This window comes from Leifsonia sp. NPDC080035, assembly GCF_040050925.1.
GTDB lineage: Bacteria > Actinomycetota > Actinomycetes > Actinomycetales > Microbacteriaceae > Leifsonia.
The window spans coordinates 1,866,653-1,880,655 of sequence record NZ_CP157390.1 but is presented as its reverse complement, the minus strand read 5'-3'; the positions used below and the strand labels follow the sequence as shown (position 1 = coordinate 1,880,655).

The window sequence follows — 14,003 nt, the reverse complement described above, 5'->3', positions numbered from 1 at the left end:
GGCGACCTACACGCTGTCCTCTTCGAAGACTCGAGCGGCCACGTCGCTGGTCTCGTCCTGCAGCAGCGCCCACACCACGTCGAGAGCGGCGGTGAACGAGCGCACTCCCCGCCCGGCGAGCTCGACGACCGCGTCGGGCGCGCGCAGACTGGCCGCCAGCACGCTCGTCCCCGTGCCGTCGAGCAGCTCGGCCATGCGGCCGATCTCGGCGACCCCGTCGCGGCCCGCGTCGTTCAGGCGGCCGAGGTACGGGGCGATGAACTCGGCGCCGATCGCGGACGCGCCGAGCGCCTGGCCTGGCGCGTAGACCGCGGTGACCAGCACGCTCGTCCCCTCCGCGGCGAGCGCGCGACCGGCGGCGAAACCGGCGCGTGTCGCGGGCAGCTTGACGGTGAGGTTCGGGCCGAGCTCGGCGAGCCGGCGACCGCGCGCCAGCATCTCCGCCGCGTCCCCGCCCCAGGCCTGGAAGAACACGCGCCGGGCGCCGGCGGCCGTCCACCTCGCGTGCAGGCGCGGGATGTCCGCCGGTCCGAAACTGGCACGACGGAGGATGGTCGGGTTGGTGGTGACCCCTGCGACGACGCCCGCGTCGAGCAACGCCCCGACGGCGGCCTCGTCCGCGCTGTCCGCGTACAGGCGGTAGCCGGTCGACGCGGCGCTCACGGCTCGGACCCTGTGCCGGATTCGTCGACCGGCGTCAGGAAGTCGAGAGCCGATCCGCCGCCGACGATGTGCCGGGCGAGCTCGGCGTTGAACGCCGGCCCAGCGGGATTGGCGAGGTGCGCCTGGAAGGCGGACTCGTCCCGGTACTGCTCGTAGACCACGAAGTCGTGGTCGTCGGCGGTGCGGGTGAACGGCTCGAAGACCAGGTTGCCCGGTTCGGCGCGGACCACCGCGGCGAACCCGTCGATCAGGCCCGCGACGTCGTCCCGGTGGCCGGGGAGAGCGGTGAAGGTGGCGATCAGCGTCGTCGTCATCCGCGGCTCCAGGCGAGGTAGCGGGCCGGGTTCTCGATCAGGATGCGGTCGACCGCGGCGTCGCCGATCCGGCGTCGCATCCGCGGCACGTATCGTTCGCCGAGGTAGGCGACCCCCGGCATCCCGCCGAGCGACCGCCAGCTGGACGCGCGCGCCACGTCGCCGCCGACCAGAACCCGGTCGCCGTGGCCGGCCTCGACCACTGCGGCCAGGCAGTCGAGCAGCACGGACTCCGGCCAGTCCCGCAGCCGGGCCGCGCCGTCGTAGCCGAGGTGCGCTCCGGTCGCGGCGATCTCGGAGTGCAGACCGGGATCGGGGTTGCGGTCGGCGTGAGCGATGGCGACCCGGGAGGCGGCCACGCCCTCCGCCGCCAGGAGGCCGAGCAGCTCGAACACCGCGCTCGCGCGCTCGGTGTGCACCATCACCGGAGCCCCGGTCTCGCGGTGCGCCACACCGGCGGCGGCGATCGCTGTGCGCTCCGGCGCGCTGATCCGCCAGTAGTCGATGCCGATCTTCACCTGGCCGGCGCGGACCGGCTCGCCGCCCGGGCGGGACGCCCGACGCCCGTCCGGGTCGGCGTCGTCCGCGGCGATGCCCTCGGAGAGCTCGCGGACGAACAGCGCCGCGAGGTCCAGGTCGTCGACCGCGGAGTCGCGGTAGTGCGCGTCGCGATGACGACCGGTGGACGCGACCACGGCCGCTCCGGTCGCCTCGGCGATCCGGGCCAGCGCCTCCGGGCGGCGGCCGAGCCCGAACGGCGTCGCCTCGATCAGCCCCGCGAACCCGGACGCGAGGAAGGATGCGCACTCGGCGGTGGCGGCCTCCTCGTCCGCGAGGTCCTCCCCCGGCAGCAGCGGGCTCGCGTGGAACAGGTGCTCGTGATAGTCGAGCGCGCCCACGGCGGACGGTTCCACGTCGCCCAGGACCGTGCGGACGAGCCCGTTCATCGCACCGACGACGCGATCTCTGCCAGCTCGGCGACGGTGCTGGGCGGCATCGGGATGTCGAACACGTCCGCCACCACCTGCGACCAGCCGTGGATGAAGTACACCCAGCCGTCCACCACCGTCAGCCCGCGCTCCCGCTCCTGAGCACGGGCCTGGTGCAAGAACTCGAGAGACCCGCGGTAGTTGAACTCCCAGACCCGGGATCGAGTGGGGAAAAGCACGTCGTCCGCAAGCGGCGATCCCGGACGGTCCTTGCCGAGCCCGGTCGCGTTGACGATGACCGCGCCGTCACCCGCGGCGCTCACCAGTGCCGTCGCGTCGCCGAGCGGGTCGGCATCGTCGAGCGCGTGATAGACGAAGCGGGAGGTGTCGATGCCGCCGCGCTCGTGGATCTCGCGGGCGTGGTCGAGCGAGCGCTGCGTGCGCCCGACCAGGGTGACCGTGGACGGCGTGTCCTCGCGGTGCGCGAGGTGCCAGCTGAGCGCCACGCCCGATCCCCCGGCTCCGAGGCAGACGAGCTCGGCGCCGGAGTCGGCGAAGTATGTCGGGGGGACCACGTCGTCGAGCGCGAGCCCGACCGTGATCGGGTCCTTCGCCGCGCCGGCCAGCCGGTCGCCGCGCTTCGCGATGGACGAGACCTCTCCGCAGGCGCGCGCGAACGCATCCACCTCGTCGAAGAGGTCGCCCGCCGCCTCGAAGACACGCATCTTGTGCGTCGTGACGAGCGCGCCGGCCTGGCCGTCGTCGTCCCGGATGCGCTCGACGACCTCTCGGTAGACCGCGTCGGGCGCGCCGAGCGGGATGTCGAAACCGCGGAGCTCGCGCGAGGGCAGCCCGAGGTGGTCGGCCCACAGCGGGAACACCTTCTGGATGGAGGAGTGCGCCGTGTCGACGCCGACGAACCCCATCCTGCCGTGGTCGATCATGCGGCCACCTCCTCGGTGGCGGCGCGGTATGCGGACGCGAACTCACGGGCTTTCGCGGTGATCGCGTCGTACCGGCCCGCCGCCAGGTCGGACGAGGAGACGAGGTCGCTCCCGGCGCCGACGGCCACGACGCCGGCGGCCACCCAGTCTCCGATGTTCGCGGCCGTGACGCCTCCGGTCGGCATGAACGGCACGTCGGGGAACGGACCGCGGAGGTTGCGTACGAGCGCCGGTCCGAAGAGCCCAGCAGGGAAGAGCTTGACCACGTCCGCGCCGCTCTCCTCCGCCGCCATCACCTCACTGGGCGTGATCGCGCCGATCATCGTGGTGAGGCCGGTCGCGGCCATCGCCTCGGCCAGCGTCGGCCGGAAGCCCGGCGCGACGAGGAAGCTCGCACCCGCGTCGGCGGACTCCGCCGCCTGGGTCGCGGTGCGGACGGTCCCCGCGCCCAGCAGCACGGCGTCGCCGAGCTCATCGGCGATCCGGCGGATCGCCGTGGCGGCGTCGGGGGTGGAGTAGGTGATCTCGATGCCGGTCACGCCGCCCTCCGCGAGCGCGTGCGCGGCCTCGACGGCGGAGTCGGCGGAGGGCGCCCGGACGACGGCGATGACGCCGGCGGCGCTGAGGCGCGAGAGGGAGAGCTTCACGAGGAGACCTTTCGTGCGGGGAGGGGGGTGACCGGGTTCGGGGGCGTCTCGCCCGCCAGCACGGCGAGCACGTTGGCGACGGCTCCCGATCCCATCCGGTCGATCGCCTGGACGGTCTGGGCGCCCAGGTGCGGCGTCACGACGACGCGTCCGGCGAGGTCGTCGGCCAGGAGCGCACCGCGGGAGGCGCCGACCGCCTCGGAGGCGAGGGTGTCGGCCGAGTAGGAGGACAGCCGGCCGTCGCGGAGCGCTGCCGCCACGGCGTCCTCGTCCACCAGGTCGGCGCGGGCGGTGTTCACGAGCGCGAGGCCGTCGGCGCGGCCGAGCCACGCCGCGTCGACCACCGTGGATCCGCCCGGCGCGTGGAGGGAGACGGCGCCGCACGCGGCGAGTTCGGCGACGTCCTCCGCCCGGCGGTAGCCGTGGGGAAGCGTCTCGTCGACGCTGAGGTACGGGTCGTAGGCGAGCACGCGAGCGCCGAGGGCGTGGATGCGTTCCGCGAAGAGCCTCCCGATGCGGCCGAAGCCGGCGACGCCGACCTCCAGCCCGTCGATCTCCCGCCCGCGAACGGCCGACCAGTCACCCCCGCGCACCGCCCGGTCGCCGACCGCCACGGTGCGCAGGCCGCCGAGCAGCAGTGCCACTGCGAGGTCGGCGACGGAGGCGCTGTTGGCGCCCGGGGTGTTCGTCACGACGATGCGGCGCTCCTCGGCGGCTCCGAGGTCCACGGCGTCGAAGCCCACGCCGTAGCGTGCGACGACCCTCAGCTCCGGCGCGTGGTCCAGCAGCTCGGCGGTGACCGGTGCCGTCCCCGCGATCCAGGCGTCAGCCCTGGCGAGCGCGGGCGCGAGCGCCCCCGCCTCGTGGTGCGGGTCGCCGAAGACCACCTCGCATCCGGCACGCTCCAGCGTCGCGACGAGGTCGAGCTCCCCCGAGCCGAACGACCGGCTCGTGACCAGGACCGTGCCGCTCATCCGCGAGCCTCGGCGGCGCGCGCGGCGAACCACGGCTCGAGTCGCGCGTACGCGTCCACGAACGCCTCGTGACGCTGCACGTACTCGGCGTGCCGCACCGGGTCCGGCCGGAACTCGGCGGTCACCTCGGACAGCGCGCGGGAGGCGCCGAGATCGGGGATGACCCCGGCACCGACACCCGCCACGACGGCAGCGCCGAGGCTGTTGCCCTCGTCGACGATGCTGCGGCGGCGCACGGTCGCGCCCCACATGTCGGCCATGAGCTGCAGCCACGCATCGGAGTTCGCCCCGCCGCCGATGGCGTCCACACGTTCGACCGGCGCACCGGACTCGCGGAACGCATCGACGCAGGTCAGCAGGTTGAACGCGACGCCCTCGAGCACCGCGCGCACCAGGTGGCTGCGGTCGTGGTGGCGGGAGAGCCCGACGAACGCGCCGCGCGCGTCCGGGTTCCAGTACGGCGAGCGCTCGCCGAGCAGGTAGGGCAGGAAGTACAGGCCTTCTCCCGACGCGGACGCCGTCGACGCGTCGCCGACGAGTCGGTCGAATGTTGCGGAGTCGGCGGACGGCTCCAGCAGCTCCGCGATCCACTGGAGCGAGCCGCCGCCGGCTTGCATGGTCGCCGTGGGAACGTAGTGGCCAGGGACGACGTGCGTGAACGTCATCGTGCGCATCTGCGGGTCATGCAACGGCTGCGTCGCCGACATCGAGACCCAGGACGATGTGCCGAGGTAGGCGTAGGCGCCGTCGGCCGGCTCGACGATGCCGGTGCCGAGCGCCGCCATCGGGCCGTCGCCGCCGCCGAGGACGACCGGCGTGCCCTCGGGAAGCCCCATCGCCTCTGCCGCGTCCCTGCGCATCCCGCCGACGACCGTCGTCGAGGGGACCACCTCGGGCAGCAGTGCGCGGTCGATGCCCGCCGCGTCGAGGATCTCGTCGGACCATTCGCCGCGCAGCTGGTCGAACGCGTTCGTACTCGACGCGTCGGACGGGTCGGTGACGAGGCGGCCGGTGAGCCGCTGCACGACGAAGTCCTTCGCGAGGCAGATGTGCCGCACCCGGGCGTAGACGTCCGGCCGGTGCTCGGCCAGCCACATGATCTTGGACGCGGAATAGGTCGGGTTGAACTGGTGACCGGTGATCCGGTACCCGCGCTCCCTGCCGATGGCATCCGCCAGGCGCTCGCACTGCGCCGAACTGCGGGTGTCCGCCCAGATGATCGCGGGATGAACGGGACGGTAGCCCTCATCGAGGAACACCGCGCCCATCATCTGGCCGCTGAAGCTGACCGCGGTGACGGTGCGTCCCGCCGCGGCGTCGTGCGCGAGCAGGGCGGTGGTCGCCTCGACGACCGCCCTCCACCAGTCCTCCGGGTCCTGCTCGGCGACCCCGCCGGCGGCGAAGTGCGTGCCGTAGCGAGCGGTGACCGCCGTGACCAGCGTGCCGTCGTCCTCGTGCAGGGACGCCTTGTTGCCGGTCGTCCCGAGGTCGTGCGCGATGATCATTCGTCTCTCCCTCCGCCGGTGGTGGCTTCCGCCAGCTTCGCAGGCTCGGCGGTGTCCGGCTCCCGGCCGCCTGAGCGTCCGGTGAGGGCCGGCAGCCACTTCGGGAGCTGGTCGACGGCGACTGCCGCGAGGATGAGGACGCCGATGGCGATCTGCAGCCAGAACGGGTCGATTCCGAGCAGGCTGCCGCCGTTGTTCAGCATCCCGACGATGAGTGCACCGATCAGAGCGCCGACCGCGGTGCCGCGAGCGCCGAACAGGCTGGCGCCGCCGATCACACAGGCCGCGATCGCCTGCAGTTCGTAGCCCTCGCCCGCGGTCGGGACACCGTTGTTCAGGCGCGAGGCGAGCAGGATGCCGCCGAACCCGGCGAGGAGTCCGGAGGCCGCATAGACGCTGACCAGTACGCCCTTCACCGGCACGCCCGACAGGCGGGCGGACTCCGCGTTCGAGCCGATCGCGTGAACGTAGCGCCCCCAGGTGGTCTTCGCGAGGACGATGGAGACGATGACCATCACCACGATCGTGAAGATGATCAGGTTGCTGACGCCGAACACGTCCCCTCCGGCGATCTGCTCGAAGGCGTCCGGGAGCGGCTGGACCGTGCGGCCGCCCGAGAGCAGCAGGGCGACGCCGCGGGCGATGCCCATCATCCCGAGGCTCGCGATGAACGGGGGGATGCGCAGGAAGGCGACGAGCAGGCCGGTCAGCAGACCGCTGAACGCGCCCGCCAGCAGCGCGACGACCACGCCGACGACGACGCTGCCGCCGCTGGTGGTCTGGAAGACGAGTTGCGCGACGACGATGCCGGTGAGGCCGACGACGGAACCGACCGCGAGGTCGATGCCGCCGGTCAGGATGACCAGCAGCTGGCCGGCCGCGATGATCGCGTAGATCGAGACCTGGCGGCCGAGGCTGTCCAGGTTCGTCGGCGTGAGGAAGGTGTCCGTCGTGAGCGCGAGGATCACGGCGAGCACGAAGACGATCGCGAACCCGCTCGCGTTCGTCTTGAAGAAGCGGGTGAGGGCTGTGCCCCCGCGGCTAGCGGCCATCGTCGGCCTCCGTCCCTGAGATAGCGGTGATGGATGAGGTGAGGTCTTCCGGCGCGAACGCGTGGGCGGTGTCGATGCTCGCCAGCTGCATGATCGACTCCTCCGTCGCCTCGTCGGCGCGCAGGTCGGCCACGATCGCGTGGTCCTTGACGACGAGGATGCGGTCGCAGAGCCCGATCAGCTCCGGAAGGTAGGACGAGACGACGAGGAAGCCCATCCCGTTCGCCGCCATCTCGGCGATCGCCGCATAGATGTCGGCCTTGGCGCCGACGTCGACACCCTTGGTCGGCTCGTCGAGCAGCAGCGCGCGAGCGCCGAGGCCCATCCAGCGTGCGATGAGCACCTTCTGCTGGTTGCCGCCGGAGAGTGAGGTGATCGGGTCGTCCAGCGAGTTGTACTTGACCCGCAGACCGCGCAGGGCCTTCTCGACGTACTGGTCGATACGGCGGCCGGAGAGCCAGCCGGCTCGCCCGATGCCGCGGTAGCCGGCGACCGTGATGTTCTCGCGGATCGACAGCTCGGGGAAGATGCCGGACTCCTTGCGATCCTCCGTGAGCATCCCGATGCCGGACGCGGCGGCCGCGCCGGGGCGGGAGACATTGGCGTCGCGGCCGGCGACGCGGACGCGGCCGCCGCTGCTGGGGTCGGCGCCGAAGGCGGCGCGGAGGATCTCGCTCCGGCCGCTGCCGAGCAGCCCGGCAACGCCGACGATCTCGCCGCCGCGAACGGTGAGCGACACCGGCCGGGCGTACCCGGCGACGCCGAGCTCGTCGAGCTCCAGCACCGGCTCGCCGGGCTGCGTGCGCTCGCCCGGGTAGAGGTCCTCGAGCGACCGGCCGACCATCGCCTCCACCAGCGACTCGGGCGTGTAGTGGCTCATCGGGTTGGTCTCGACCAGCCGGCCGTCGCGCATCACGCTGACGCGGTCGCCGATCTCGAACATCTCCTCGATGCGGTGGGTCACGTAGAGGATGCCGATGCCCGCGTCGCGCAGCTGTGCGATGCGGCTGAGCAGTTCTCCCGCCTCGTGCTCCGACAGCGCGGTGGTGGGCTCGTCGAAGATGACGAGGTCGGCCTCGTGCCCGAGCACGCGGGCGATCTCCACGAGCTGCCGGGTGGCGGTGGGGAGGTCGGAGACGAGCGCGTGCAGCGAGAGGTCCTCGAGTCCGACGCGGCGCAGGTGCTCCCGCGCCGTCTCCCGGTTGCGGGCGCCGCGCAGATAGCCTCCGACACTCGAGTACGAGCCCATCAGCAGGTTGTCGAGCACGCTCAGCTCGGGGAAGAGGCTGAGCTCCTGGTAGACCACGCCGATGCCTCGGTCGCGCATCTGGGTGGGAGACACCTGCACGGGCACGTCGTCGCCGCCGACGAGGTAGTCGCCGGAGGTGCGGGGAACCGCGCCGGTGAGCACCTTGATCAGCGTGGACTTGCCCGCGCCGTTCTCGCCGGCGAGGCAGTGCACCTCGCCGGGCAGCAGGTCGATCGTCACCGCGTCGAGCGCGTGCACGCGACCGTAGTCCTTGGAGACCTGGCGCAGGCTCACCAGGGGCGCCGCCCCGGAGCGGGGGAGCTCCGGGGAGGCGCCGTTGGAGGTTGCGGGGGCCATCGGGATTACTTGCCCGTCTCCTTGGCCGGGTTCAGCAGCGACTTCAGCGACGCGTCGTCGACGTTGGACTTGTCGACGACGACCGCGCCCGGGTCGAGCTTGACCGGCGGCTGGTTGCCCGCGGCCGCCATCGCGGCCTCGACCACGCCCTGGTAGCCGAAGAAGAACGGGTTCTGCACGATGATGCCGCCGATGGATCCGCTCTTGACGGCGTCCACCTCGGCCGGGTCGGAGTCGAACGCCACGACCTGGACCTTCGTGCCGCTCTTCGCAGCGACGGCGCGGGCGGCGCCGGTGCCGGAGGTGTTGTTGTCGGCGAAGACGCCGGCGAGGTTCGGCTGCGCGTTCATCACGTCGGTGACCTGGCTGACGGCCTTGTTCAGGTCGTTGTCGTTGACCAGGGTCTGCACGATCTTGGCGTCGGGGCACTTGGCGGCGAGGCCGGCGACGAAGCCGTCCTTGCGGTCGACGAGCACCTGCTGGCCGGAGGCGGCGGACTCGTACAGGATGTCGCCCTTGGGCTTGCCCTGCGCGGTGATCAGCGCGCACATCTTCTCGCCGGCCTGCTGGCCTGCCTTGATGTTGTCGGTGCCGATGAAGCCCTCGGACTTCGTCGTCACAGCGTTGTCGACCGTGATGACCTTGATGCCGGCCTTGCGCGCCTTGTCGATGACCGCGTTGAGCGCGGTGGAGGAGTTGGCGGCGAGGACGATGGCGTCGACCTGGCGGGTGATCGAGTCCTCGACCATCGAGACCTGCTGGTCGATGTCCGTCTCCGCGGTCGGTCCGGTGAGCTTGATGTCGACGCCGAGGTCCTGACCTGCGGCCTTCGATCCGGCGAGCATCGACTGCCAGAAGTCGCTCTGGGTCGCCTTGGTGATCACGTCGATCTTGGTGCCGGCGACGGTGTCCTTGCTGTCCGCCGACGCCGCGGACGAGCTGTTTCCGCCGAAGATGAAGCGGCCGGCGACGAGGCCGACGGCGAGCGCGACCACGGCCACGATCGCGACGATGACCGGCCAGCGCCGGGTTGATGTCTGTGCCATGAAGGGAGACTCCTTTGTTCTCGGTTCGGGGATTGCTGGGTGGTGCAGGGGTTACCGGACGATGGATCCGGACGTTCGGTAGGGCCGGAGCTCCGGTGCTGCGGCTCCCGCATAGACGCGGCTGCCGAAGCCGTGCTCGAGCACCCAGCCGTAGTCGTGGCCGGCGCCGCCGGGGTAGACGGCCAGGAAGCTGTAGGGATCGGAGCCGACGTTGACGCTGCGGTGTGCCCAGCCCGGGGGGATGTAGCCGATGCGGTCGACGCCCATCTCGAGGAAGACGACGTCGGTGCCGTCGAACATGAGCAGGCCGCCCTCACCCTCGAGGCCCAGGTAGATCTCGCCCTCGGCGACCGGGTGCTGGTGGCCCTTGGTGAAGTAGAACTCGCCGGACACGTCGCCCGGCTGGATCGTGGTGATCGACTGCGGGAGCTCTTGCGGTGCCTCCGGGACGGGAGTGGATGCAACGGTGTAGACGACGGGGTCGCCTCCGTCGACGCCCGCCCGCCAGGCGTCCTCGTCGGCGAAGAGGTGCTCCAGGTCGCTCAGACGCCGCACCAGCGTCGGCCCGAGCGGGGACAGCGTGACCGAGGAACGGTCGAGGGTGATCGAGAAGGGCCGCAGCGGCGGGGTGGCGAACTGTGTCATGTGCTTCCTTGAACCTGTTGTGACAATGCGGCCACTGTAGTCCTGTAATGACAACTATCGCAAATGGGGCCTGCAGGCGATGAGCGCTCACCCCCTCTCATGCGGCGCGTGTGTTCTCGGGTAGTTGGACGCGGCCGCCTCTTCGCGGTCTCCGGTGGGGGTCGATGTGTGAGGGTGGGATGAAGGAGGGCACGTTGTCACGCACCTGGATGTCCCAGCCGTCGTCGTGGATGCGGTGATGGTGGCTGCTGCACAACAGGATCCCGTTGTTCAGGTCGGTGCTCCCACCATCCTTGGTCCACCAGCGGAGGTGGTGTGCCTCGGTGTAGGCGGGTGGGTGTGGACACGCCGGCCAGGCGCAGCCGCCGTCACGTTCGGCCAACGCGATCCGCTGCGCGGTGGTGAACAGGCGACGCGCCCGACCCAGGTCCAGCACCTGGGAGTCGTCGCCGAGGACCACCGGGATCAGGTTCGCGTCGGCGGCCATCCGCCGCACCGTACCCGCACTCACCGGGGAACGGACACCGTCGATCTCACCCGTCCCGACACCCGAGCGCAAGGCCTCCCAGTCGATGCGGACAACCACCGTCACCGGCGGCTTCCCCGCCTCGGCAGGGGCGGTGCAGGCGGCGACATGACGGAACACCTCGGTGGCGGCATCCGATCGCAATTGCGCGATCGTGCGCGTGTCCTCCGGCACCGCGAGTTCCGGTTCGGCGCACACCTCCTGGAACCGGACCGCCCGCAACTGGGCGGCGACGTGGGCGTCGATCGCGGTAACCACATACCCGGCGGACTCCGGGTCCAGGTACCAGTCCACGTGGGTCATCCCGTCCTCCGTGGTGCTGATCGTCAGGGATCTGCAGCGACGCTGCCGCTCTTCCCGTGGTTCGATCCCGTCCGCATCCAGCCGGTCCCGCACATGCCCGGCCAGGACCCGCAGTTCGGTGACCGTCAGACCGTGCGCCTGCTCCACCAGGACACGCTCACCCAGAGCGAGGTCGGCGGGACTGCATCCGGGTGCCGCCTTCACCAGCTCCCGAACAATCACACCCGCCTGATCCACACTCACACCACCACTGAGAAGCGATGCCGCAAGCGCAGGCAGTCGGGGCGGTAACGGTTCACCGGCAAGACTCTGGCGCGCAGCCACCGCTTCCCCGACGACACAGTACTGTCGCGCCGCCGCCCGGCCGACACCCCACCGCTCCTCCAACACCCCCGCCGGCTGGGTGTGACCGGCCCGGGTGACCGGGTTCTCCAACCCGACCACCGCGCCGCGGGCGACAAGCTCACCCGCCACCCGGAGCTTCACCGCATCCAGCACCGCCTGCACTTCACCCAGCACATCCACCGCCGACAGGAGGGCGTCACGGCCCAGCGTCTCCGGGCTGGTGAACCCGGCAAGCGCATCTGCGAGCGCTGCGGCCTCCGTACTGGTCATGGTTCAACCCAACCAGACACCACCGACATTCGAACCAGCCAGAAACCATCCCTGACCAGCACTTCCTCCTGTGGATAACCTCACCGAACACAACACCTGTGGAGGAGTCTTCACCGGGATCGTGCGCCGGCCACTCATCCCGGTAGGATCAGACCAGGGCGGCGTCGCCCCGCGCGCTCGAGTCGGTCACGATGACGAGCGGAGCAGCTCCGGCTCCCCCGTTCGGACCCCTGGTGAGGTCGACCTCGAAGCGACTGCGGTCGCCGCGGTGGAACGCGACGAAACTCTCGACCGGACGGCCCGCCTCATCCCGGCTGACGCTCCGCAGCACGAGCAGTGGTGACCCGGTTGCCACACCCAGCAGCTCCGCGACGGACTTCGTCGCGAGCGCCGCCTCGATCGAACGGTGACCGCGGGCGAGCCTGATGCCGAACTCGCCCTCCAGCACGGCGTACAGGGATTCGTGCGAGAAATCCTTCTCCAGCAGCCCGGGCGCCAGGTCGAACGGGACATGCGTGATGGTGAGCGCCCACGGCTGCCCGTCCACGATCCGCAGCCGCTCCAGCACCACCACCGGCTGGTAGGGACCGATCTCGAGCTCAGCAGCGAGCCGCGGGTCGGCGGGGACCACCTCCAGCCGCCGGACCTCGCTCACCAGGTCGCCGCCGCGTGCGGCGACGTCTTCGTAGAGTCCGGTCAGCGACTGGGCGAGCCCCTCGCCCACCTTCGGCGTCGCGTAGAAGGTGCCCTTGCCCTTGATGCGCTCGATGACGCCGTCGTACTCCAGCTCCGTGAGCGCCTGGCGGACGACCGTGCGGGAGACGCCGTACTGCTCGCACAGCTCGAAGTCGCCGGGCACGCGGTCCCCCGGCGTGAAACCCTGCTGCTGGAAGAAGGCGAGCAGCGCCTCCTTCAGCTGGTAGTACAGCGGAAGAGGCGAGCTGCGATCCAAGCCGGTCATGAGGCCATGCTAGTTGTCATCGTGACATGACAGGTTACGCGCGCTGATTTCCGGCGATCGCGCCCCGACTCCGGATTCACGAACCACCCGGACTCCCGCCGACGAGCACCAGCACGAGCCCGATCAGCGCAGGCGTCACCTCGACGAGCGCGACCCCGATGCCGACCAGGAAGCCCGCCAGCGCGAGCCGGCTGCCGCGCAGGTGCGGGTCCCGCCGCAGCCGCCGGCGCGACACGACCGCGAACAGCATGGCGGCGACGGCGAGCAGCACCGCTGCGGCGGGGAGCCCGAATGCGATCACCGCGCCCGCGGCGGCCAGGGCGCTGAGGATACCGGCCGGGTCGACGCGCGCGGATTCGTGACTGGTGATCATCACCGCGCGCCGCCGTCCATTCCGCCGTCGCGCCCGGCCTCCGGACCACGCCGACGGCGCGCGGCCCTGACGACGAGGGCCGCCGTCACCGCAAGCGACACGACGATCACGACCAGGTAGACCGCCAGCAGCAGGCGGGAGGTGGCGATGCCCGGGAAGTCGCCGATCGTCGGGCCGTGGAGGACGTCCAGGCGCATGCATGGGTATGTCCGCGTGACCGCGCCCGGTTCCCGCTCGCCGGGAACCGCATCGCCGGGAACCGCATCGCCTCTCACGGACATATCACATGTAAGCCCCGGTGTCCGCCGGGGCGGCACCCGCGGCCGACCCGGCCGCACAGCACATCGAGGTGACACATGCGTCTTCTTCTCTCCGCCGCCGTCTCCGTCGCCGTCTCCGCCGTCCTCGCGGTCGGACCGTCGCTCACTCCGCCGCTCGACGTGGCGCCGATCCCGGCGCAGACCGGCGACTACTGCGCCGTCCGCGTCGACCCCGTCGGCTCCGACGCCGCTCCCGCCGCTCCCGCCTGCTTCGACACGCAGGACGAGGTGGATGCCTACCTCACCGGAATCACCGCCCAGAACCGCAGCACCCTCGCGGCCACCGCCTCCGTCATCATCGGGACGGTGTACAAGGACGCCGGGTACTCCGGCGGGAGCTACACGTTCTACGGCTCCGGCTCATGCTCCGGGACGACCTACGGGTTCCCGAGCCTGTCGTCCTCGTGGCAGAACACGATCAGCAGCGCGAAGGCGTACGCGTCGTGCTGGGTCACCCTCTACGACGCGCCCTCGTACGGCGGCCAGCGCTACAACTGCACACCGAACTGCTCGAGCCTGCCGTCGTTCAACGACCGGACGAAGTCGCTGGTGTTCCGGCCGGCCGGGACGATCGGCTGAG

General features: G+C 71.3%; 16 protein-coding genes. 1 reads left to right on the top strand and 15 read right to left on the bottom strand.

Annotated features, from left to right (window positions below; all coding sequences use genetic code 11):
• Positions 1-6 precede the first annotated feature (6 nt).
• The 15 genes from AAME72_RS09250 to AAME72_RS09180 all read right to left on the bottom strand — a co-directional run bounded on the left by AAME72_RS09250 (position 7) and on the right by AAME72_RS09180 (position 13,300).
• Positions 7-663: a transaldolase family protein gene (locus AAME72_RS09250; protein ID WP_348789950.1), complete on the bottom strand. Its 657-nt coding sequence runs from the start codon at positions 661-663 to the stop codon at positions 7-9.
• Entirely contained in the window at positions 660-977 is a 318-nt protein-coding gene (locus AAME72_RS09245) for a putative quinol monooxygenase (protein WP_348789949.1), read from the bottom strand. The genes AAME72_RS09250 and AAME72_RS09245 overlap by 4 nt, the downstream gene beginning before the upstream one ends.
• Entirely contained in the window at positions 974-1,924 is a 951-nt protein-coding gene (locus tag AAME72_RS09240) for an aryldialkylphosphatase (RefSeq protein WP_348789948.1), read from the bottom strand. Before AAME72_RS09240 ends, AAME72_RS09245 begins: the two co-directional genes overlap by 4 nt.
• A complete protein-coding gene (locus AAME72_RS09235) occupies positions 1,921-2,850 on the bottom strand; it encodes a shikimate dehydrogenase (RefSeq protein WP_348789947.1) in 930 nt (309 codons plus the stop codon). Before AAME72_RS09235 ends, AAME72_RS09240 begins: the two co-directional genes overlap by 4 nt.
• A complete protein-coding gene (locus tag AAME72_RS09230) occupies positions 2,847-3,497 on the bottom strand; it encodes a bifunctional 4-hydroxy-2-oxoglutarate aldolase/2-dehydro-3-deoxy-phosphogluconate aldolase (RefSeq protein ID WP_348789946.1) in 651 nt (216 codons plus the stop codon). The genes AAME72_RS09235 and AAME72_RS09230 overlap by 4 nt, the downstream gene beginning before the upstream one ends.
• Complete coding sequence (locus AAME72_RS09225) at positions 3,494-4,471, bottom strand: NAD(P)-dependent oxidoreductase (protein ID WP_348789945.1); 978 nt, start codon at positions 4,469-4,471, stop codon at positions 3,494-3,496. The genes AAME72_RS09230 and AAME72_RS09225 overlap by 4 nt, the downstream gene beginning before the upstream one ends.
• A complete protein-coding gene (gene xylB, locus AAME72_RS09220) occupies positions 4,468-5,976 on the bottom strand; it encodes a xylulokinase (protein WP_348789944.1) in 1,509 nt (502 codons plus the stop codon). Before xylB ends, AAME72_RS09225 begins: the two co-directional genes overlap by 4 nt.
• Positions 5,973-7,028 carry an ABC transporter permease gene (locus AAME72_RS09215; RefSeq protein ID WP_348789943.1) on the bottom strand — a complete coding sequence of 352 codons (1,056 nt, stop codon included), beginning with the start codon at positions 7,026-7,028 and terminating at the stop codon, positions 5,973-5,975. Before AAME72_RS09215 ends, xylB begins: the two co-directional genes overlap by 4 nt.
• On the bottom strand, positions 7,018-8,634 hold the full coding sequence (locus tag AAME72_RS09210; RefSeq protein ID WP_348789942.1) for a sugar ABC transporter ATP-binding protein: 1,617 nt from the start codon (positions 8,632-8,634) through the stop codon (positions 7,018-7,020). The genes AAME72_RS09215 and AAME72_RS09210 overlap by 11 nt, the downstream gene beginning before the upstream one ends.
• Before the next feature lie 5 nt (positions 8,635-8,639).
• A complete protein-coding gene (locus AAME72_RS09205) occupies positions 8,640-9,680 on the bottom strand; it encodes an ABC transporter substrate-binding protein (RefSeq protein ID WP_348789941.1) in 1,041 nt (346 codons plus the stop codon).
• Between the two features lie 51 nt (positions 9,681-9,731).
• Positions 9,732-10,325, bottom strand: coding sequence for a glucose-6-phosphate isomerase family protein (locus tag AAME72_RS09200; RefSeq protein ID WP_348789940.1), 594 nt, complete (start codon positions 10,323-10,325; stop codon positions 9,732-9,734).
• A 97-nt stretch (positions 10,326-10,422) separates the two neighbouring features.
• Positions 10,423-11,769 (bottom strand): DUF222 domain-containing protein, encoded by a 1,347-nt coding sequence (locus AAME72_RS09195; RefSeq protein ID WP_348789939.1) that lies wholly within the window; start codon positions 11,767-11,769, stop codon positions 10,423-10,425.
• A 148-nt stretch (positions 11,770-11,917) separates the two neighbouring features.
• Positions 11,918-12,730, bottom strand: coding sequence for a GntR family transcriptional regulator (locus tag AAME72_RS09190; protein ID WP_348789938.1), 813 nt, complete (start codon positions 12,728-12,730; stop codon positions 11,918-11,920).
• 76 nt (positions 12,731-12,806) lie between these two features.
• Positions 12,807-13,103, bottom strand: coding sequence for a hypothetical protein (locus tag AAME72_RS09185; RefSeq protein ID WP_348789937.1), 297 nt, complete (start codon positions 13,101-13,103; stop codon positions 12,807-12,809).
• Positions 13,103-13,300, bottom strand: coding sequence for a hypothetical protein (locus AAME72_RS09180; RefSeq protein WP_348789936.1), 198 nt, complete (start codon positions 13,298-13,300; stop codon positions 13,103-13,105). Before AAME72_RS09180 ends, AAME72_RS09185 begins: the two co-directional genes overlap by 1 nt.
• Before the next feature lie 159 nt (positions 13,301-13,459).
• Between AAME72_RS09180 and AAME72_RS09175 the strand changes: the two genes are divergently transcribed.
• Positions 13,460-14,002 carry a hypothetical protein gene (locus tag AAME72_RS09175; protein WP_348789935.1) on the top strand — a complete coding sequence of 181 codons (543 nt, stop codon included), beginning with the start codon at positions 13,460-13,462 and terminating at the stop codon, positions 14,000-14,002.
• Position 14,003 lies beyond the last annotated feature (1 nt).